The organism is Haloferax sulfurifontis ATCC BAA-897 (assembly GCF_000337835.1).
GTDB classification, from domain to species: domain Archaea; phylum Halobacteriota; class Halobacteria; order Halobacteriales; family Haloferacaceae; genus Haloferax; species Haloferax denitrificans.
This window is the reverse complement of the sequence record NZ_AOLM01000021.1, coordinates 69266-87300: the sequence shown is the minus strand read 5'-3', so window position 1 is coordinate 87300 and position 18035 is coordinate 69266. Positions and strand designations below refer to the sequence as shown.

Sequence of the window (18035 nt, the reverse complement as noted above, 5' to 3'; positions counted from 1 at the left end):
GGTCGAAGCCGACGGCCTCGCGGGCGCGGTCGCCCGTGACGGCGGGGTCGCCGCGGACGACGGGTTCACCGACCGGTTCGCGTCGGTCGGCCGGAACCTCGGTCGTTCGTCGGCGTTCGTCGTTCGTCATCTACGAATCGGTAACGCGTTGGGGCTTAAAAACGTCCCCCCGAGAGGCGAGATTCGCGCGCGAACGGACCGCAAGCGAACGCGAACGAGAGGACAGAGAAATTACTCCTCGCGGGACTCCGAGAGGTGCGACCAGATTTCGGTACAGCCCGCGCCGTCTTCGAGGTCCTTGAGGTGGGCCGCGGGGTCTTCGTCTTCCGCCTCGGCGGACGGGTCGGCCTCCGCGTCGCGGTCGCGTTCGGGTTCGAGTTCTGCCTCGCCGGTCATGCGTCACCCTCCGTGGACTGTTCGAACAGCTCTGGGGCGACGTCGGCGGAGGCGTGTTGTCGGACGGCGGTGCGGTGGTCACTCATCACCACCACGTACCGGCCGGACCCGCATAAGGGAATCCGCACCTGTAATGTGTACCCCCACTCCCGGCTACCGGAACGGGTTGCCCCTACCTCTGACGGCCGATTTCGGCCACAATCGCACGACTACGGCGGGCCGACCGGCGAAACGCGCGTCGCGCTCCCCCGCGGGGTTTGCGGGCGCCGTCCCGCATAGGTAGCCGGAGCCCGGAGGGTGAGGTATGAGCGTCTCCCTGCGCGTCCTCGACGACGGGGCGTGGGTCTCCGTGAACGACGCCAGAGAAGTGAGCGTGAGCGAGCTCTGGCGGCTCGACGACCCGTCATTCTGTGGGTGCGAGCTTCCCGACTTCGTCGTCGAGAACGTCCTCGACGTCGGCGCGGACGGCAGAACCGTCTCCGCGAAAGTGTACGGCCAGTGCATCGCCTGCGGCCAGACGGGCGTGCCGGGCTGGGTCCCGGTCGGCAGGCTCCGCGAGGGCGAATTCGTCGATATCGACCGCGAGCGGGTCGTCCTCCCGGTTCGACGTGCCGACGACGATGAGTAGGCAACATTCTCCGCTTTTGGCCAGCACCGGGAAGGGTTGACGGTACGCTCGGGGCCTTACGTGGGCACGTATATGGACATTCATACGAATGCCCACGGACGTCGAACGCTGGAAGTCGGAGGTCTACGGTAACGAGATACGAGAGCACCTGCTCGAATTCGCCGAGCAGGGCTGGGACACCATCCCGGAAGACGAGCGAGACGCCTGGTTCGAGCGCTTCAAATGGTGGGGGCTGTACCACCAGCGCAACGGACAGGAGTCGTACTTCATGATGCGCATCGGGACGCCGAACGGCGTGCTGACGCCCGGCCAGACCGAGGTCGTCGCTGAGGTCGCCGACGAGTACGCCCGCGGCCCGGCCGAAAACCCCATCTTCGGCAACGGCTACGTCGACTGGACGACCCGCCAGTCGATTCAGCTCCACTGGATTAAGCTGGAGGACATCCCGGAAATCTTCGACAAGCTCGAATCGGTCGGCCTGTCGACCCAGCAGGCCTGCGGTGACTCGTGGCGCAACATCGTCGGCTGTCCCGTCGCCGGCAAGGACAAACACGAGCACGTCGACGCGCTCCCCGTCGCGATGGAGCTCAACGAGACGTTCAAGGGGAACGACGACCACTCGAACCTCCCGCGCAAGTGGAAGGTCTCTGTCACCGGGTGCCGCGAGGGCTGTGGTCAGGGCGACATCAACGACCTCGCGCTCGAACCCGCGACCAAGGAGATCGACGGCGAGGAGACGAAGGGCTTCAACATCCGCATCGGCGGCGGCCTCTCGCGTAACGAGCCGCGGCTCGCCCGCGACATCGACGTGTTCGTGACGCCCGAGCAGGCCCCCGAGGTGTCGGGAGCCATCTCCGCGCTGTTCCGCGAGAACGGCGACCGCGACAACCGCTACAACGCCCGCATCAAGTTCCTGATGGACGAGTGGGGCGCGGAGAAGTTCCGCGACGTCCTCCAGGAGGAGTACGTCGACTTCGAACTGGAGACCGCCGGCGACGACCTGCGCTCGGAGTACTCCTACAACTCCGGCTACGCCGACGGCGGCCACTCCGACCACGTCGGCATCCACGAGCAGGCCGACGGCAACTACTACGTCGGACTCGACGTTCTCGTCGGCCGCATGGGCGTCGACGACACGAAGGAACTCGCCCGCGTCGCCGACGAGTACGGCTCCGGCGAGATTCGCATCACCCAGCGCCAGAACGTCATCATCACCGACGTGCCCGAGGAGAAGCTCGACGCATTGCAGGACGAGGACCTCCTCGACCACTACTCGCCCGACCCGCACCCGTTCATGCGCGGCTCCATCGCCTGTACGGGCACCGAGTTCTGTTCGCTCTCCATCGTGGAGACGAAAAACCGGCAGGTCCGCTACGCCCGCTGGCTCAAGGAGAACGTCGAACTCCCCGCGGGCGTCGAGGACTTCCACATCCACCTCTCGGGCTGTACGGCCTCCTGCGCCCAGCCGCAGATTGCCGACATCAGCCTCCGCGGAATGAAGACCCGCAAAGACGGCGAGCCGGTCGAGGCGCTCGACATCGGCCTCGGCGGCGGCCTCGGCGAAAACCCGAACTTCGCCGAGTGGGTCACCCAGCGCGTCCCCGTCGACGAGGTGCCGGGGGCAATCAAGAACCTGCTCGCGAACTTCGAGGAGCGCCGCGAGGGCGACGAGACGTTCCGCGAGTTCGTCGCCCGGACGGACGAAGAAGAGCTCGCCGAACTGGTCGAACCCGAAGAGACCAGCTACGAGGACCCGATGATGCACAACACGAAGCGCACGTGGTACCCCTACGCCGACGACGACAGCCTCGACGCGAGCCCCGCGCCGACCCGCGCCGACGGCACGCCCATCACGAGCGACGACTGAGCGGGTCGCCGGCTGACGACAGCGCGCGCCGCGTTCGGCGTTCGCCTCCCACCATCGACGCCCGTCGGCGACGACTCGTCGCCGCGCTACCTATTTACGACGACACCATACACTACTCACAGATGCCAGACCGAATCCTGAAGGTCAACGCCTACACGACGCTGGACCTCGTCGACGCGTCGGCGACGGGCCACGACTTCGAGGAGTCGGCGTTCGCCGTGTGCAACGTCACCTCGCCGCGGAAGCACCCCGACGAGATTACCCTCGAACTCGAACTCGACTGGACGCAACTCGACGCGCTCGCGCCGCACGCGGACAAGCTGACGCTGTCGCCCGAGGAGGCCCGAAAGCTCGCGGCCGACCTCGAAAAGCACGCCGACCGCGTCGAAGCCGAACAGCGCGACTGACCGCAGTCTCCCGGTTTTCTGCGGCGTCCCGGCGCTCCGAGCGGCGCGACCGGCCGCGCGACTCTCGGCGGGGCGTGACAACACCACCCGTGATAACTTCTAACCCGGTTTAGTCAACGAATCGTGGTAAACGGTGACTCGAACTGCCGATTCGTACTGCAACGAGAGTAATCGTTAGACATATGACTTCGGGGGTCGCAGGATGTGTTGTGATACAGACGACGCCTCTACGCCGTCCACGCACCGAGCGTCGACCGCACTCCACCTCCCGCGCCCGCCCGGCGAATCGAACGCCGGCCACAGCGCGGGGGGTGGTGGCGTGAGCCGTCACCGGACCCTCGTTCTCTTCGTCGCGGCCGCGGTGCTGTTCGGCACCTCCTTCGTCGGCATCAAGGCCGCCATCGGCTCGGTCCCGCCGGTGCTGTTCGCCGCCTTCCGCGTCGACGTCGCCGCCGTCGTCCTCCTGACGCTCGTCGCCGTCCGCGGCGGCTACTGGCTCCCGCGGACCCGCGCCGACGCCCTCGGCATCCTGGCCAGCGCCGCGTTCGTCCTCGGGGCGAACAACGTGTTTCTCTTCCTCGGCCAACAGCACGCGACGACCGGCGCGGCCGCCGTGATGTACAGCATCATGCCCGTCGCCTCCCCGGTGTTCGCCGTGTTGCTCCTCGACGACGCGCGCATCTCGGCGGTCGACGCCGCCGGCATCCTGCTCGGACTCGTCGGCGTCGTCGTCATCGTCGGCCCCCAGAGCGTCCTCGGCGGCGGGAGCGTCGGACAGGCGCTCATCGTCTGTTCGGCGCTGTCGGTCGCCCTCGGAACCGTCCTGCTCAAGCGCGTCGGACCCTCTATCGGGACGCTCCCGCAGACCGCGTGGGCGATGGCGGCCGCCGCCGTCGGCATCCACGCCGCGAGCCTCGGCCTCGGCGAGTCGGTCGCGCAGGTCGCGTGGTCGCCGGAGCTCGTCGCCGCGATTCTCTACGTCGGCATGCCCGCGACCGCCGCGGCCTACCCGGTCTACTTCGCGCTCCTCGCGGAGGCCGGTCCCGTCCGCGGCAACCTCGTCGCCTACGCGATGCCCGTCGTCGCCACCGTCACCGGGTGGGCGTTCCTCGGCGAGACCGTCTCGCCGGCGACCGTCCTCGGCTTCGGGGTCATCCTCTCGGGGTTCGTCTTGGTCCAGCGCGAGAGCGTCGCTCGGGTGGTCGGCCTCCGGGGAAGCGTCCCCGCGGAAGCCGAGTGAGAACACAGTCTTTTTGAGATTCTTTCTTGCTGATAGGTTGTCGAAGTCGTGCTGAACAGAACGCACGTCTCGGTCACCGACAGTCGAGCGAAAGCGGTTCTCGCAGTCCGAGAGACACCTGACAACGATATATCTCTTTGGCTCGAATTATCATGAGAACCATGACCGAGACCACCGTAACCAAACACGAACAGGCCATGAGTGACTACCTCGCGCTGTGGCACGGGGAGTTCTCGAAGATAGACGTCCTCTCCGATTCGTTCGTGGCCTACGAACCGAGCGCTCCGGGCGGCGAAGTTCGCGGGCCGGACGCCTTCGAAGCGTACGTTCGTCAACTCCGAACCGCGTTCCCCGACTTCACGATTACCCCCGAGGCCGCGCTCGAAGGCGAGGAGATAGTCATGACCGAGTGGACGGGGACGGGCACGCACGAAGGGGAGTTCAACGGGCTCTCCCCGACCGGCCGCACGTTCGAACACAGGGGGATGTCGAAGTTCGTCATCGAGGATGGCGAGATACAGGAAGAGCGGATGTACTACGACCCGCGAGAGATTGCCGAACAGCTCGGGTTCCTCGAAGAGTGAGCGCGCGGGGCGTTTCTCTTCAGGTCAACGGAGCGCAACAGAACCGAAAACGGAGACAGCAGGCCGAAACAGAACTTACGCGGCGACCCGCCGCCGGACCGCGACGGCGACGGACACCAGCGTCTCCTTTTTCATCGCCGCGAAGCCGAAGAAGATGGCTCCGAAGCCGACGAGCGCCGTCGCGTCGATGACGTGGCCGAGGAGCGCCCAGCTCATGAGCGCCGCGACCACGGGTTCGACGTAGCCGATGAGGTTGAGTTCGGTCGGCCCGAGGCGGTCCAAGAGTTCGAAGTAGAGGAGGAACGCCACCGCGCCGGAGACGAGCGTCAGATAGAGGAACGACGCGATGCCGGCGGGGGCGAGTTCGATGGCCGAAAGCGACTCGCCGTTGGCGAGCGCCCAGCCGTGGAGCAGGACGCCGCCGCCGAGCATCGCCCACGCCTGCATCGACTGGACGGGGAGGTCCGTCCGGAGCGGGCGGGTGAGGACCGCGCCGAGCGCGAACGACACCGCGGCGAGGAAGATGAGGACGATGCCGAGGCCCTGCGTCGAACCGGCCGACCCGGAGAACGCCGAGACGGGGTCGGCGACGAGGACGACGCCGGCGAAGCCGGCGAGGAGTCCCACCGTGCCGGTCCGCCCCAGCGAGCCCTCGGTGAGGACGAACGAGGCGAACACGGCGGTCAGGATGGGCGAGAGGCTGATGATGATAGAGGCTACCGCGCCGGGGACGTGTTCCTGTCCGAGGTACAGCAGGCCGTGGTGGGCGGCGATGATGAACACCGCGCCGATGGCGGTCGCGAGCAGTTCGTCTCTCGTCTCCGGCCGCCAGCGGTCAGTCGAGTAGCAGGCGTACGCCAGCATCACGAGGCCCGCGAGTTCGTAGCGGAGCGCGGCGAAAGAGAGCGTCGGGAAGAACTCCAGGCCGACCTCGATGGCGACGAACGAGGTGCCCCACATCGCCGCGAGCGCGACGAAAAGCAGGGGCGTCGTCGGAATGTTTCTCCAAGTGGTTCGCGTCATAGTCGAATCTGTTTCAGTTCTCAGAGACGCGGCTTGTTAAAGTCTTCTACAAGAGATTCTGATTGAGTTGGAGTTTAGAATATATTTTCCGTGTATAGCTGTAGCAGACGCCGTATAATCCGTGATAGTTCGATTGGGTTCGAGAGGTGGCGAAAACGGCGGACAGAACAAGGACTTACGTCACCGACCGCAACGGGAGGGTATGGACGAACGCGACGTGCGCCTGTTGAAGGCCATCGCGGACCTCGGGACGGGCAGTCCCGAGAAGCTACACGAAGCGACGGACATCCCCGTCTCGACCATCCACTACCGCCTGAACAACCTGAAAGACGACGGCGTCATCGAAAACGACCTCTACGACATCGACTTAGAGGCGTTCGGACTCGGCGTCACCGTGGTCGTGGAAGTGCTGGCAGACTACAGCGGGTCGTACGAGGAAGTCGGGAACAAACTGCTGGAGATAGAGGGCGTCACACAGCTCTACTTCACGATGGGTGAGACGGACTTCATCGTCGTCGCCCACCTCGCGGACTCCGACCGCGTGGAGCGCCTCATCAGCGACTTCGAGGCGACGCCGGAGGTCGAGCGAACGAACTCGACGTTCGTCATCTCCTCGATGCGCGACAGCCACCGGGCGCTCCAGAGCTACACGCTGGAGACGCTCCTCGACGAGTTGGGTATCGAGGACTGAGAATCGGCCGGGAGCGTATCAGGGTTCGGGCCGTACCGTCGACCATGGCGAACGACGTGCGGACGTGGCTTGTCGAACGGACCTACTCGGACGACGAACAGAACATCATCATCCTCGTGTACGCGACCACCGACGGGACGCGCTACCATCGGAAGGAGCGCTCGCTGACGAGCTTCGAGTCCGACGCGCGCGACACCTACGCCGCCGTCGACGTGCCCGAGGACGAACTGGGCCGCGTCGGCGACGAGGAGACGAGAGAAACCTACGCGGCCGCCGCGAGCGAGATGGCCGAGTCCCACGAGCCGACCGACACGGTCTGAGCCGGGGGGCGGCTCAGTCGACCGCCGCCAGCGGGATGGCGACGACGGCCACCGTCCCCGTCGGGTCGTTGTCCTCGAAGTGGACCTCGCCGCCGAACGAGTCGACCAGCTGGTGGACGAGGTAGAGCCCGAGGCCGGTGCCGGTGCTCTCCAGTCCCTTCTCGCCCTTGCCGAAGACGACCGACTTCCGCGCGTCGGGGATGCCCGAGCCGTCGTCGGCGATGCGGACGACCGCCGTCCGGGCGTCGTCGTCCACGGTCGCCGAGACGGTGACGACGGTGTCGTCGGCGTTGTGCTGGACGGCGTTGTTGAGGAGGTTGCCGAGCACCGACGCGATAAGCGGGTTCGCGCGCACCGCCACGTCCGGAATCGCGCCGTCGACCTCGAACGTCGCGTGGGGAAACGCCTCGCGGCGGACCGCGAGTTCGCGCTCGACGGCGTTCGAAAGCGACATCGGGCGGGTCTCGACGCCGCCGCCGCTCATCGTCTCCATGAGGTCGCGGGCGACCTCGGTTATCTCGGTGGTGTGGCGACCCGTCGAGAGGATGCGCGAGAGGATGTCTGCGCCCTCCTCGTCGACGTGTTCGCGGAGGAGCTCCGCCCAGCCGACGACGACGGCCATGTCGTTGCGGATGTCGTGGCGGACGATTCGGTTCAGCGCCTCCAGTTCGGCGTTCATCCGTTCGAGTTCGTCCTCCCGGGTCCGGCGGGCGGTCACGTCCTGAATCGTCCCCCTGAGCGCCGCCACTCGGCCGTCTCGGATGACCGGCTCGCCGCGGGAGCGGACCCACAGCTCCGACCCCTCGGCGGTGACCAGTCGGAACTCGTCTTCCCACGGGACGCCCGCGGACAGACAGCGGTCCAACAGCTCGCGGACCCGGTCTCGCTCCTCCGTGGCGTAGAACTCGACGGCGTCGTCGACCGTGGGCTCGTAGTCGAGCGGCACCTCGTGGATGCGCTTCGTCTGGTCGGTCCACGCCAGCGCGTCGGTCGCGAGGTCGAGTTCCCAGCCGCCCACCTTCGAGATGCGCTGGGTGCGTTCGAGGAAGTCGCGGCTCCGTTCGAGTTCGTCCTCGCGGGCCTTCTGCTCGGAGAGGCTCTGGAAGACGATGACGTTCCGGTCGCCTTCGAGCGACGTGATGGAGAACCGAGCCGGAACGAGCACGCCGCCGGGCCGGCGAATCGCCACCTCTCCCTGCCACTTCCCGTCGGCTTCGAGCGCGGGCGGCACCGTCTCCCGCAGGCGTTCGAGTTCCGCCTCGTCGTGGAGGTGGCCCCAGCCGGTCCCGAGCATCGCCTCGGCGTCCGGGTAGCCGCAGATGTCGGCCGCGGCCTCGTTGACGTACACGTGTTTGTCGTGTTCCGTGATTGCGACGCCGGCGTCGACGGCGTCGACCGCGCCCTTGAACGCCTCGAGGTCGCGCTCTCGGCGGCGCTCTGCGGTCACGTCTTCGACCGTCGAGATGAGTCGGTCCCGCCCCGAAATCTCGGCGACGGTGAGGCTCACGCGAATCCAGACGGTGTCGCCGGCGGCGTTCTCGATGGGCCACGTGAAGGCGTTTTCGCCCTCCTCGCGGGCGGTCTCGACCTCGTCGAAGGCGCGCTCGGAATCGTAGCCGGGGACGTCCGGGGTCACGTACGTCGGACTCGTGTCGAGGACCGACTCGCGGTCGATGCCGAGGATGTCCAGGTAGTGTTGGTTGATGTCGACGAGTTCGAGCGTTTCGAGGTTCCGAACCGCGAGCCCGACGTTGACGGCCTCGAAGAGCGCGCGGTGGTCGAGCGAGCCGACGGCGGTGCGAGCGGCGTCGTAGACGGCGAGGCCGAGCGTGTCGAGGTCGCGGTCGCGGTCGGCGACGGTCGCCACCTCGCACGAGACGCGCGGAACACCGTCGACGCGGCGCTTCGAGACGCGCGGTTGCCCCTCCGAGTCCGCGACCTCCGTCGAGACGACGAGACAGTCGATGCGGGCGCGTTCGAGTTCCGCGCGGGTTCCGTCGGGGCTGTCGGCGGTCGAGACGCGGACATCGGTCGTCGAGTCGCCGACGAAATCGGGAAGCTCGTCGGCGAGACGCTCGCGAACGGCGGCGTCCTCGCTGACGACGAGGACGTGCAACCGACCAGGCATACCGGCGAGAGGACAGCGAGGTTCAAGTATGAACCGACAGCTGTCGGTTCGGAATCACGAGCCGCGGTCCGATCGATCGTCGGACTCGCCCGCGTCGAAGATTCCAAAGTTCGGGCGAGGACAAACCGACGAAATCGAACCTTCATCCCCCGTCGGACCCGAAGCGTCGAAGCGACAATCGTCCTAAGCGTGGAGCGCGTACTGGTATCTGTGAGGCGGCCACCACCGCCTCGGTGAACACCATGACGACGACAAACGACTCGACGCGACTCGCGGGCATCGTCCTGCTCGCGCTGGCCGCGCTGTTCGCGCTCCCCGCCCTCTTCGGGATGGCCGGCCTCGGCGGCGGCATGCCGATGGGGTGGGGCGGCGGCTGGATGCACGACACGTGGATGCACGGCGGAACCGGCGGGACCGTCCCGTGGTGGATGTGGGGGATGGGAATCCTCGGCCAACTGCTCGTCTTCGCGGTGGTCGTCGCCGGCGGCGTCCTCCTGTTCCGCGCCCTGCGCGACGGGAGCGACGGGAGCGATAGCGCGTTCGACGAACTCCGCCGGGCCTACGCCCGCGGCGACATCGACGACGACGAGTTCGACCGCCGCCGCGAGCGACTCGAACGCGACTGACGCGTCGGAAATCGGGACAGTCAGGGCGTTGCAGGCGAAACGGAGGGGATTCAACCGGGCGGCCGTCGCGGATGTCCCCCGGAAACCGGACGCGCGCCGACCGCAACGACTATGTTTATTTAGGCCAACCTAAAAATATGAGCTCGGATTCGTCCGGTGGGAAGTTTCGCTCGTTCGTCGGCCGGTTCCGGTCACAGCGGACCCGGCTCCGCGTGTCCGCGTGCGTCGCCGCGAGCCGGTCGATAGCGGTGCCCGACGACGACGCCACCGCCGACGACCGCGTCTGAACCCGGGGGAGACGGCGGGCGCGGGTGACGCGGCAGGCGACACGCCGGCCGCCGCGCGGTTCAGACCTCGACCGTCGCCCCGGTTTCGGGAGCCGCGGCCTCGTAGCCGTCGGCGCGTAGCTCCCCGGCGAACGCCGCACAGCGGTCGCCGTGGTTGACGAACACCGGCGCGTCGCGGTAGTCGTCGAGGAACGACAGGAGCCCGTGTCGGTCGGCGTGGGCCGAAAAGTCGTACATCTCGGCGCGGGCGGCCACCGGAACGACGCCGCCGTTGAGTTCGCACCGGCCGCGTTCGACCAGTTCCCTTCCCGGCGTCCCCTCGACCTGATACCCGGTGAGACAGATTTTGTTCGTCGGGTCCCCCCGAATCTCGGGGATGTACGTCATCGCGGGCCCGCCCGAGAGCATCCCGCTCGTCGTCACGATGACCGAGTTCCCCCGGGCGATGCGCTTTCGCTGGCCGTCCCGGCCCGAGACGACGCGGGCGTTCGACTTCGCCCGCTTGAGCGCCGCCGCGTCGCGGACGTAGTCGGGGTGGTTTCCGAGCATCTTCAGCACGCGGACACCCATGCCGTCGACGTAGCAGTCGATGTCGTGGGCGTCGAGCACCATGAGAATCTCCTGCGTGCGGCCGATGGCGAACGCGGGGACGACGACGGTGCCGCCCTCCCAGACGGTCGTCCGCACCGACTCGACGAAGCGCTCTTCGACGGTCGCGCGGTCGTCGTGCTCCACGTCGGAGTAGGTGGACTCGCAGATGACCACGTCGGCGTCGGGGCGGTCGGTCGTCCCCGAGACCAACCGCTGGTCGTCGGTGTGGAAGTCGGCGGTGTACAGCAGGCGCGTCTCGCCGTCGTCGACGAGGACGTGGGCGCTCCCGGGGATGTGACCCGCGTTGTAGAACGTGACCTCGTGGCCGGCGGCCTCGAACGCCTCGCCGTAGTCGTGGTGTGCCGACTGCTGGGTCATCCGCCGGACATGCGTCTCGGTGAACGGGCAGTTGTAGCTCCCGCCGTGGAGTTTGAGCGTGTCGCGCGCGAGGGTCCGGGCGAGTTCGTCGGTCGGCGGCGTCCAGTGGACCGCCGGCCAGTCGTCGCCCGACAGGAGCGAGGGGACCGTCCCGACGTGGTCGAGGTGGCCGTGGGAGACGACGACGGCGTCGGGGTCGACGGAGCCGACGGGGAACTGCGGGGGGTTCCCGGTCAGCATCCCGTAGTCGAGCAACAGCGAGTCGTTGACGAGAATCGCACTGCGCCCGACCTCCTCGGCCCCGCCGAGGAACTGGAGTTTCATTGCCGGCAGTACCGACCGGAGGGGCTTTTGCTCGTCGGTCCCGCCGGACCGCCGGGCCCGGCGGAATCGCGGACTCGACGCTTTTCAGGCCGGCCGCCGTCTCCCGAACCGTGACCGGCTCCGACCCTGACTCCGACGGCGACGCCAGTTCCGACTCCCATGTCGATACCGATGCCGAACCCGACCACGGCAACCTCGACCGACTGGTGACGACGCTCCACGACCGCCTCGCCGCGACGGCGACCCGGCCCGTCCGCGAGGACGCGAGCCGGTGGCTCGGCGAGGCGGAGGCGGTCGCGGGCGACCTCGCGGTCGGCCCGCTTCCAGACGACGAAGTGGTCCGGACGCGACTCGGCCACGTCGAACGCCTGCTGTCGAACGTCGGCGGAACCGAAGACGAGGCGGCCGACGAACACGTCGCGTCGGCGCGGGCGGCGCTGGCCGATGCGCTGGCGGCGCTCGGTGACGGCGACGACGGCGGAGGCGACGGGTGAGCGGATGCGAAACCGGCCGGTGAGAGACGAGAGATGAGAGGCGGGCGACGGAGCGCGGAGGCGAGGCGGAGGAAAACGCGCGTGTCGACCGGCGGCTCAGTTCGAGAACCAGTCTCGCGCGGTGGACGCGAGAATGGAGAGGTCTTCGAACTTGAGCATGCGGAACATGGCGAGGGGACTGCCGCCGTTCGCGGCGTCTAACTGCTCGTCGGGGAGGCGGTGGAGGTCTTCGAGCAGTTTGTCGTAGCGCTCGTTGGAGGCGCGGTAGAGCATCTCCGTCATGAACAGCCGGTTTTTGACCTTCGGCGCGACGCGCTCGTGCCACAGCTGGTCGTAGACGGCGAGCTCGGACGCCGAGGTGTCGCGGTCGGAGTTGGTGAGCGCGCGGTCGGCGGTCGCGGCCGCGACCCGGCCCGAGCGCATGCACTTGTCGATGCCCTCGCCCCACAGCGGGTCGACGGTCGGGACCGTGTCGCCGATGGCCATGAAGTTGTCCGTGCTCATGCGACCCGGCAGTTGGATGTGCGCGGAGCCGCGGTGCTGTTTGCCCGCGATGCGCTCCGCGTTCGCGAAGCGCGGGTCGGACTCGGTCCAGTACTGGAGGTAGTCGTCGATGGTGTAGCCCGACTTGGCGTTGTGGCGGTGGCCCTCGTTTTGGATGTAGCAGACGCCGACTTTCGCGGTGTCGCCGCCGGTGTGGAATATCCACGAGTAGCCGCCGGGCGCGATGTCGTGGTCGAGGCGGAGCATCATCGCGTCGGTGAGGTCGCCGTAGCCGTCGGGCGCGAGGTCCATGCCCTCGTACTCGAACTCGATGCCGATGGCCTGCTTTTGTCGGTCGAGGTCGCACACGTCGAGGGCCTTGGCGAGCGGCGCGCTCGGTCCGGTCGCGTCGATGACGATGTCGGCGTACACCTCCTCGTCGCCGTTGTATCGGACGCCGACGATTTCGCCGCCCTCCATGACGGGCTTGGAGACGCGCGCGTCGAACAGGTACTCCGCGCCGTCGGCCTCCGCCTCGTCGACGAGCCAGTTCTTGAAGTCGGCGAATTCGAGGACCGCACCGGGCTGGTGCCGGTGGTAGTGGTGGCTCGGGGACTCCAAGACGACGTCGTCGGTGAAGTTCATCACGACCTCGTCGGGGATGTTGAACGAGGCCATCGTCGACGGGAACGTCCCGGCGGTCGATTTGTTACTCCTGGAGGGGAACTCATCTTCGGACTCGGTTTCGAGGACGCACACGTCGTAGCCGCGGGCGGCGAGGTCTCGTGCCGCCTGTCCACCTGCGGGGCCCGCGCCCGCGATAATCACGTCGTAGTTGTCAGTCATTGTAGAGTAGGCATCACCGGTAGGGTTGGTCGTACGCGTTACACACCTTTTCTGTAACAAGCGTGTAATCTGCTTTGGTTTTGACCGGGGGGAAAGACGGGGCGTTCTGCGAATTCCGACCGCTTCGAAGCGACAGAAGTCCGCGGGAGACGGTGGGCGAACGGAGAGCGTGCCGCGCCGCCGGAGCGCGGCGAAAACGGCGACCGACAGGACCGCAAAACGGGCGACAGGCGACGCTCAGGCCTTCGGGATGCGGCGGACTTGGAACTCGCGGTAGCCGCCGTAGGCGGCTTCGAGCGCACCGAGCCACCAGTTCCAGCGCGTCGCGGGGCCGCCCTCGGGCGCGTCGCGCATGTTGCGCACGATTTCGTCGCCCGTGAGCGGCGTGCCGCGGTCGGCCTCGGCCTGCCCCGAGTCGGCGAGGTCGCGGGCCTGTCGCGCGACGACCCGGCGCTCGGCGTCGGTGCCGCCGAACTCGGCGAGCGCGTCGCGGAACGACTCCTCGTCGAACGCGGGGTGGGCGTCGCCGTGCCTGTCGGTGGGAATCACGACAACGTCTACGCGGGCCGTACCAAAGAAGGACTCGGCCGATTCGGATGGGTGAGAAACCGGCGGGTTCGGAAGCGCGCGCCCGACGCGCGGCGCGGCGACCCCGCTACGTCCACCACTCGCTCCGGCGCTCGCCGTACGTCGCGTTCCGGAACGGTTCGGGCTTGTCCTCGTCGGCCTCCGCGCCGAGATAGTGGGCGGTCCAGTAGCCGACGTGCCAGCCGACGGCCTCGGTGTCGAGGTCGACGAGGACGACCCGGTAGTCGCTGTAGGTCTCTAAGGCGTCGTCGCCGTCCGGGTCGTAGCCGCCGCCGATGGCGCAGGAGGCCGCGCCCGCGGCGCACGGCGAGGTGTCCGCAAAGGAGATGCGCACCTCCGCGTCCGCCGGGTCGTCGACGTAGGTGTAGGTGAGGTTGTCGGGCATCCCCGGCGCGCCGGCTTCGAAGTAGTCGAGGGCGTGGCGAATCTGCTCGCGGGCGGCGTCGGGGTCCGAGGCGTTCGCGTCGTCCACGTAGACCGTGAAGTTCGGGTCGTCCCACGGGAACGCCTTGTCGGTCGCGTTCGTCCGCGGGAGCGTGTAGAGGATGCCCGTGGCGTTCATCAGCTCCGCGGGCTCGTCGCCGTGGGCGAGCCCGAGGGTGTGGCCGAGTTCGTGTTCGACGATGTCGACCGTCGAGTCGTCGCCGAAGCCGGTGCGGATATAGACGGTCTCGGGGCGGTCTATCTGTCTCGCGTCGGTGAGATAGGGCGCACAGCCGACCGCGTCGGTCTGCCCGCCGCACTCGGGGACGGCGTCGACAAAGCGGACCACGATGTCCGGGTCGCGGGCGTCGGCGTCGACCTCGTAGGCGACTTCGTATCCGAGGTAGCGCGCGTCGTTCGCCTCCCAGAACGCCGTGGCTTCGCTCACGAACGCGGCGTAGTCGCGGTCGTCGTCGGGCGCTTCGACGGCGACGACGACCGGCTCTGACCCCCACGGTCCGTATCCGGAGGCGGGCGTGAACGTCTCCGTCGGTTCGGGCGTCGGCGACGCGGTTGGCGTGGTGGTCGCGGTCGCGGTCGCGGTCGCGGTCGTCGACGGAGGCGACGTCGTCGGTGTCGCGGTCGCCGTGGTCGCTTCGGAGGTCGGTGGCGAAGCCGCAGGCGTGGCAGTCGTCGCTGTCGTCGCGTCGGTTCCCGGCGACACCGGCGCGGCACAGCCGGCGAGGACGACGAGCGCCGCGACGAGGAGAATCGAACCGCGCATACCGAGACTGCGGCGGCGAACGGTCAAGAGCGTTTCCCGACGAGGCGACCGACAGACGGAGCGGTCGCTCGGGCGTTCGAAAGCGGCTGAGAGGAGTAAGCCCCCTTCTGTTCGTCCCAGCATTCGGCTCAGCGTCCGCGTCCTTCTCGGGGCGAGCCCCGAGGGCGCGACGGGCGAACCCGACGCGCCGTCCGAACTACCTTCGCGGCGCGGACTTGCACCGGTGAGGATTCGCCGTTCCATCCGTTCTCGACCGTCGGCGATGGCGGATGCCATCTTTCCCTCTGCGGGTTAACTCCCTCCCCTTACGGGTCGGTTCGCTCGCGGACGGTGAACCCGTCCGCGCCGGCGACGGCGTGGCCGTCGCGCGCGCATCATCGGTCGGGTCGAGCGGTCTCGTTTCTGTTCCAGCGCCAGCCGTCTCCGACTCCGGGCTTGCGCCCGGTCACCCGTTCGGACGGTGGGGGGACTTTCCTCATGCCCGTCTCGGGCACGGGAACTGGGCTCTCTCTGCCGACCTACCCTAGTCAGGTCGGTCGGATAAGCGGTTCGATTAACGGGGTCCTACCGGGGTTTAGCCACACGTTATATCGCAACATTCTCACATAACAGCCGGATAACAATCGAGGGAAGCGTTGAAGTCACCACAGAACTTGAATGATAGTATGTCCGAGGCGCAGACCGTACACCTCACCTACGATGATGGGGCGCGGGCGGTCGAACTAGCGCGGGAATCGGTCGAATCGTACGTTCTTCACGGACAGAGAGAACAACCGGGGAGCATGCGCGACGCGTTTTACGCCCGAACCGGGGCGTTCGTCCGCATCAAGTCGACACGTGGGCGCGGTCGACTGCGGGGCTGTGCGGGCGCGTATCGGGGGAAAGACCAACTCGGTCACGCCATCGTCGACGCGGCCATCAAGGCCGCCTCGGGCGACTCGTGCCAGACCGAAATCGAAGCACCCGAACTCCCGAACCTGAACATCTCTGTTTGTATCGTCAACAACTACACGCTGACTAACGACCCAGTCGCAGACATCGAACTCGGCACCCACGGCGTCGCCATCGACGCCGGCGGTACCCACGGCTGGATGTATCCGACGCTCCCCATCGAACTCGGCTGGTCGAAAGAGGAGTTCCTCACGAACGCCTGTCGCAAAGCCGGCCTGTCGCCGCTGGCGTGGCAGGACGACGACACGATGATCACCCTGTTCGAAGGGCAGGTCTTCCGCGAGCGCGACGACGGCGGAAGCGTCGAAGCGCTGTAAGTCGTCTCGGCGACGACTCGACTCCTTGGGGGGAGAGATACGACCGGCGAGCGACGGCTCCGAGCGTCGCCGCAGAACGAGAGCGCGGTCTTACTTCTCGCCGAACCCGACCAGTTCGGCGTCTTCTCTGGCCCGCGTCGCGGCCGCGTCGATGTCGAAGTCGAACTCCGAGACGACCTCGCCGTCGCGGATGAGCGGTTCGAGAAGCGACTCGCCGTCGGTCGGGCCGGGCCGCCCGCGGAGGCCGACGTGGTGGCCGCCGTCGGCCGTGCGATAGACCTCTTTGACGCCCGAGAGCTTCCCCCGCTTGGCCGCGGGTTCGCCGTCGACCTCGACGATGTCGAGCGCGAAGTCGACCGGATTGGCGTTCGAGATGTAGCCGCCGACGCCGAAGCCCTCGACCACGTCGCGGAGGTGGCGGAGTTCGGCCGGCCCGAGACCGCCGCTCACGAAGATACCCACGTCCTCGTGGCCGCGGGCGTCGAGTTCCCAGCGGACCTCGCGGACGATGTGGCGGAAGTCGCCGCGGCGCGAGGAGGTGGTGTCGAGGCGGACGCTGTCGAGGTCGTCGCCGAGCGCCTCGACGGCCTGCAGGACCTCCTCGGTCTCGTCGCCGTAGGTGTCACAGAGGGCGACTCGCGGCACGTCCTCGGGGACCGCCTCGTCGAAGGCGCGGAACGCCTCGGCCTGATTGCCGCGCCCGAAGGCGATGAGGAGCGCGTGGGGCATCGTCCCCGACGCCTCCTTTCCGAGAATCTCGCCGGCGGCGACGTGCGAGAAGCCGTCGAGGCCGGCGACGAGGGCGCTCCGCTCGACCATCGCGGCGATGGCGGGGTGGACGTGTCGCGCGCCGAACGACAGCACCGTCGAGTCGGGGGCCGCCGAGCGGGCTTCGAGGGCGGCCGTCGCACAGCCGGACGCGTGCGAGAGGAAGCCGAGAAGCGAGGTTTCGAGCCGGGCGAATTCGAGGTAGTCGCCCTCGATTCGCATCACTGGGCCGCCGTCGAACAGCGTGCCCTCGGGCACGGCGTCGACGTCGATATCGCGGCCGGAGAGCAGTTCCGCGGCGTCCTTTACGCCGGCGAACAGCTCGAACTCGCCGTCGGGGAACTGGTCGGCCGTCACCTCGGCGACGACGCGGGGGTTCTTGCCCGCGTGTCGGAGGGTCGCCTCGGTCCGCTCGAAGTAGGCGTCGGTCGCGACGCCGTCGCGGATGGCCTCGGGACCGACGATATCGAAGTCACTCATTGGCGCGGATTCCACCCGGCCGATGAAAAAGGTGTATAATCGGTCACGTGCGTCGAAGACGAATTCTCTTCAACGGGTCAGCAGACGGCGACGGCCGCGAAGTAGACCGTCCCGTTCTTCCGGACGTACCCGGTGCCCGGCGACCACGGCCGGTCTTCGAGCGAAATCATCGATTCAGCGGCCAGCGCGTCGTCGAAGGCGGCCCGTTCGGCGGGCGTGAGCGACTCGTAGGCGACTATCTCCGCGTCGGGCGGAACGTCGTCGGCCGGGTCCACGTCGAGTTGCGGCGGGCAACTGTTCGACCACGGAACGAGCGTCCCGGTGGCGAAGAGAAAGGCCGCGACGAGCAGGACGAGCGAGAGGGCGACGAGCGCGAACCGACCGAGACGTCGGGGCATACGAAACGGCCGT

General features: G+C 67.7%; 20 protein-coding genes, 1 other RNA gene and 1 pseudogene. 11 read left to right on the top strand and 11 right to left on the bottom strand.

Annotation, left to right across the window (positions count from 1 at the left end):
• Together C441_RS20750 and C441_RS19975 are read right to left on the bottom strand one after the other, a co-directional pair.
• Positions 1 to 130: pseudogene (locus C441_RS20750) on the bottom strand (DUF7119 family protein); the annotation flags it as partial.
• 101 nt (positions 131 to 231) lie between these two features.
• A complete protein-coding gene (locus tag C441_RS19975) occupies positions 232 to 396 on the bottom strand; it encodes a hypothetical protein (protein ID WP_007275457.1) in 165 nt (54 codons plus the stop codon).
• Between the two features lie 304 nt (positions 397 to 700).
• Between C441_RS19975 and C441_RS12845 the strand changes: the two genes are divergently transcribed.
• From C441_RS12845 to C441_RS12825, 5 genes are all read left to right on the top strand, one after another.
• Positions 701 to 1024: a hypothetical protein gene (locus C441_RS12845; RefSeq protein WP_004967511.1), complete on the top strand. Its 324-nt coding sequence runs from the start codon at positions 701 to 703 to the stop codon at positions 1022 to 1024.
• Positions 1025 to 1112: 88 nt separating this feature from the next.
• Positions 1113 to 2891, top strand: a complete 1779-nt coding sequence (locus C441_RS12840) for a nitrite/sulfite reductase (RefSeq protein WP_007275456.1) — start codon at positions 1113 to 1115, stop codon at positions 2889 to 2891.
• A 122-nt stretch (positions 2892 to 3013) separates the two neighbouring features.
• Positions 3014 to 3298, top strand: a complete 285-nt coding sequence (locus tag C441_RS12835) for a DUF6360 family protein (protein ID WP_004967513.1) — start codon at positions 3014 to 3016, stop codon at positions 3296 to 3298.
• A gap of 319 nt (positions 3299 to 3617) precedes the next feature.
• Entirely contained in the window at positions 3618 to 4538 is a 921-nt protein-coding gene (locus tag C441_RS12830; RefSeq protein ID WP_004967514.1) for a DMT family transporter, read from the top strand.
• Between the two features lie 161 nt (positions 4539 to 4699).
• A complete protein-coding gene (locus C441_RS12825; protein WP_007275455.1) occupies positions 4700 to 5122 on the top strand; it encodes an ester cyclase in 423 nt (140 codons plus the stop codon).
• A 75-nt stretch (positions 5123 to 5197) separates the two neighbouring features.
• Here the strand turns inward: C441_RS12825 and C441_RS12820 are convergent, their stop codons facing one another.
• Positions 5198 to 6145, bottom strand: a complete 948-nt coding sequence (locus tag C441_RS12820; protein ID WP_007275454.1) for a DMT family transporter — start codon at positions 6143 to 6145, stop codon at positions 5198 to 5200.
• Between the two features lie 202 nt (positions 6146 to 6347).
• On the opposite strand from C441_RS12820, the gene C441_RS12815 reads away from it, so the two are divergent.
• Together C441_RS12815 and C441_RS12810 are read left to right on the top strand one after the other, a co-directional pair.
• Positions 6348 to 6836, top strand: coding sequence for an Lrp/AsnC family transcriptional regulator (locus C441_RS12815; protein WP_004041677.1), 489 nt, complete (start codon positions 6348 to 6350; stop codon positions 6834 to 6836).
• 44 nt (positions 6837 to 6880) lie between these two features.
• Positions 6881 to 7156, top strand: coding sequence for a hypothetical protein (locus tag C441_RS12810; RefSeq protein ID WP_004967516.1), 276 nt, complete (start codon positions 6881 to 6883; stop codon positions 7154 to 7156).
• A gap of 13 nt (positions 7157 to 7169) precedes the next feature.
• Here C441_RS12810 and C441_RS12805 read toward each other — a convergent pair whose 3' ends face one another.
• Entirely contained in the window at positions 7170 to 9284 is a 2115-nt protein-coding gene (locus C441_RS12805; RefSeq protein WP_049920585.1) for a PAS domain-containing sensor histidine kinase, read from the bottom strand.
• A 242-nt stretch (positions 9285 to 9526) separates the two neighbouring features.
• On the opposite strand from C441_RS12805, the gene C441_RS12800 reads away from it, so the two are divergent.
• Together C441_RS12800 and C441_RS19970 are read left to right on the top strand one after the other, a co-directional pair.
• Positions 9527 to 9910 carry an SHOCT domain-containing protein gene (locus C441_RS12800; RefSeq protein ID WP_049920588.1) on the top strand — a complete coding sequence of 128 codons (384 nt, stop codon included), beginning with the start codon at positions 9527 to 9529 and terminating at the stop codon, positions 9908 to 9910.
• A 137-nt stretch (positions 9911 to 10047) separates the two neighbouring features.
• Positions 10048 to 10197 (top strand): hypothetical protein, encoded by a 150-nt coding sequence (locus tag C441_RS19970; RefSeq protein ID WP_004967519.1) that lies wholly within the window; start codon positions 10048 to 10050, stop codon positions 10195 to 10197.
• Between the two features lie 60 nt (positions 10198 to 10257).
• On the opposite strand, the gene C441_RS12795 is transcribed toward C441_RS19970, so the two are convergent.
• Entirely contained in the window at positions 10258 to 11490 is a 1233-nt protein-coding gene (locus C441_RS12795) for an MBL fold metallo-hydrolase (RefSeq protein WP_007275451.1), read from the bottom strand.
• Between the two features lie 110 nt (positions 11491 to 11600).
• Here C441_RS12795 and C441_RS12790 point away from each other — a divergent pair, with 110 nt between their 5' ends.
• Positions 11601 to 11984 carry a hypothetical protein gene (locus tag C441_RS12790; RefSeq protein WP_007275450.1) on the top strand — a complete coding sequence of 128 codons (384 nt, stop codon included), beginning with the start codon at positions 11601 to 11603 and terminating at the stop codon, positions 11982 to 11984.
• A 96-nt stretch (positions 11985 to 12080) separates the two neighbouring features.
• Here the strand turns inward: C441_RS12790 and C441_RS12785 are convergent, their stop codons facing one another.
• The 4 genes from C441_RS12785 to rnpB all read right to left on the bottom strand — a co-directional run bounded on the left by C441_RS12785 (position 12081) and on the right by rnpB (position 15623).
• The gene (locus tag C441_RS12785; RefSeq protein ID WP_007275449.1) at positions 12081 to 13313 is read right to left on the bottom strand and encodes a digeranylgeranylglycerophospholipid reductase; all 1233 of its coding nucleotides are present in this window, start codon (positions 13311 to 13313) and stop codon (positions 12081 to 12083) included.
• A gap of 237 nt (positions 13314 to 13550) precedes the next feature.
• Positions 13551 to 13862, bottom strand: a complete 312-nt coding sequence (locus C441_RS12780) for a hypothetical protein (protein ID WP_007275448.1) — start codon at positions 13860 to 13862, stop codon at positions 13551 to 13553.
• Positions 13863 to 13968: 106 nt separating this feature from the next.
• A complete protein-coding gene (locus C441_RS12775; protein ID WP_007275447.1) occupies positions 13969 to 15108 on the bottom strand; it encodes a hypothetical protein in 1140 nt (379 codons plus the stop codon).
• A gap of 84 nt (positions 15109 to 15192) precedes the next feature.
• Positions 15193 to 15623, bottom strand: an RNA gene (rnpB, locus tag C441_RS12850) — RNase P RNA component.
• Positions 15624 to 15773: 150 nt separating this feature from the next.
• On the opposite strand from rnpB, the gene C441_RS12770 reads away from it, so the two are divergent.
• Positions 15774 to 16376, top strand: coding sequence for a TIGR00296 family protein (locus C441_RS12770; RefSeq protein ID WP_007275446.1), 603 nt, complete (start codon positions 15774 to 15776; stop codon positions 16374 to 16376).
• A gap of 90 nt (positions 16377 to 16466) precedes the next feature.
• On the opposite strand, the gene C441_RS12765 is transcribed toward C441_RS12770, so the two are convergent.
• Together C441_RS12765 and C441_RS12760 are read right to left on the bottom strand one after the other, a co-directional pair.
• Entirely contained in the window at positions 16467 to 17624 is a 1158-nt protein-coding gene (locus C441_RS12765; protein ID WP_007275445.1) for a nicotinate phosphoribosyltransferase, read from the bottom strand.
• Between the two features lie 77 nt (positions 17625 to 17701).
• On the bottom strand, positions 17702 to 18022 hold the full coding sequence (locus C441_RS12760) for a hypothetical protein (protein WP_007275444.1): 321 nt from the start codon (positions 18020 to 18022) through the stop codon (positions 17702 to 17704).
• Positions 18023 to 18035 lie beyond the last annotated feature (13 nt).

Excerpts from the sequence above, each read along its gene's own strand:
- C441_RS19975 (WP_007275457.1), bottom strand. The coding sequence starts at position 396 with ATGACCGGCGAGGCAGAACTCGAACCCGAACGCGACCGCGACGCGGAG.
- C441_RS12845 (WP_004967511.1), top strand. The coding sequence starts at position 701 with ATGAGCGTCTCCCTGCGCGTCCTCGACGACGGGGCGTGGGTCTCCGTG.
- C441_RS12840 (WP_007275456.1), top strand. The coding sequence starts at position 1,113 with ATGCCCACGGACGTCGAACGCTGGAAGTCGGAGGTCTACGGTAACGAG.
- C441_RS12835 (WP_004967513.1), top strand. The coding sequence starts at position 3,014 with ATGCCAGACCGAATCCTGAAGGTCAACGCCTACACGACGCTGGACCTC.
- C441_RS12825 (WP_007275455.1), top strand. The coding sequence starts at position 4,700 with ATGACCGAGACCACCGTAACCAAACACGAACAGGCCATGAGTGACTAC.
- C441_RS12820 (WP_007275454.1), bottom strand. The coding sequence starts at position 6,145 with ATGACGCGAACCACTTGGAGAAACATTCCGACGACGCCCCTGCTTTTC.
- C441_RS12815 (WP_004041677.1), top strand. The coding sequence starts at position 6,348 with ATGGACGAACGCGACGTGCGCCTGTTGAAGGCCATCGCGGACCTCGGG.
- C441_RS12810 (WP_004967516.1), top strand. The coding sequence starts at position 6,881 with ATGGCGAACGACGTGCGGACGTGGCTTGTCGAACGGACCTACTCGGAC.
- C441_RS12805 (WP_049920585.1), bottom strand. The coding sequence starts at position 9,284 with ATGCCTGGTCGGTTGCACGTCCTCGTCGTCAGCGAGGACGCCGCCGTT.
- C441_RS12800 (WP_049920588.1), top strand. The coding sequence starts at position 9,527 with ATGACGACGACAAACGACTCGACGCGACTCGCGGGCATCGTCCTGCTC.
- C441_RS19970 (WP_004967519.1), top strand. The coding sequence starts at position 10,048 with ATGAGCTCGGATTCGTCCGGTGGGAAGTTTCGCTCGTTCGTCGGCCGG.
- C441_RS12795 (WP_007275451.1), bottom strand. The coding sequence starts at position 11,490 with ATGAAACTCCAGTTCCTCGGCGGGGCCGAGGAGGTCGGGCGCAGTGCG.
- C441_RS12785 (WP_007275449.1), bottom strand. The coding sequence starts at position 13,313 with ATGACTGACAACTACGACGTGATTATCGCGGGCGCGGGCCCCGCAGGT.
- C441_RS12775 (WP_007275447.1), bottom strand. The coding sequence starts at position 15,108 with ATGCGCGGTTCGATTCTCCTCGTCGCGGCGCTCGTCGTCCTCGCCGGC.
- C441_RS12770 (WP_007275446.1), top strand. The coding sequence starts at position 15,774 with ATGTCCGAGGCGCAGACCGTACACCTCACCTACGATGATGGGGCGCGG.
- C441_RS12765 (WP_007275445.1), bottom strand. The coding sequence starts at position 17,624 with ATGAGTGACTTCGATATCGTCGGTCCCGAGGCCATCCGCGACGGCGTC.
- C441_RS12760 (WP_007275444.1), bottom strand. The coding sequence starts at position 18,022 with ATGCCCCGACGTCTCGGTCGGTTCGCGCTCGTCGCCCTCTCGCTCGTC.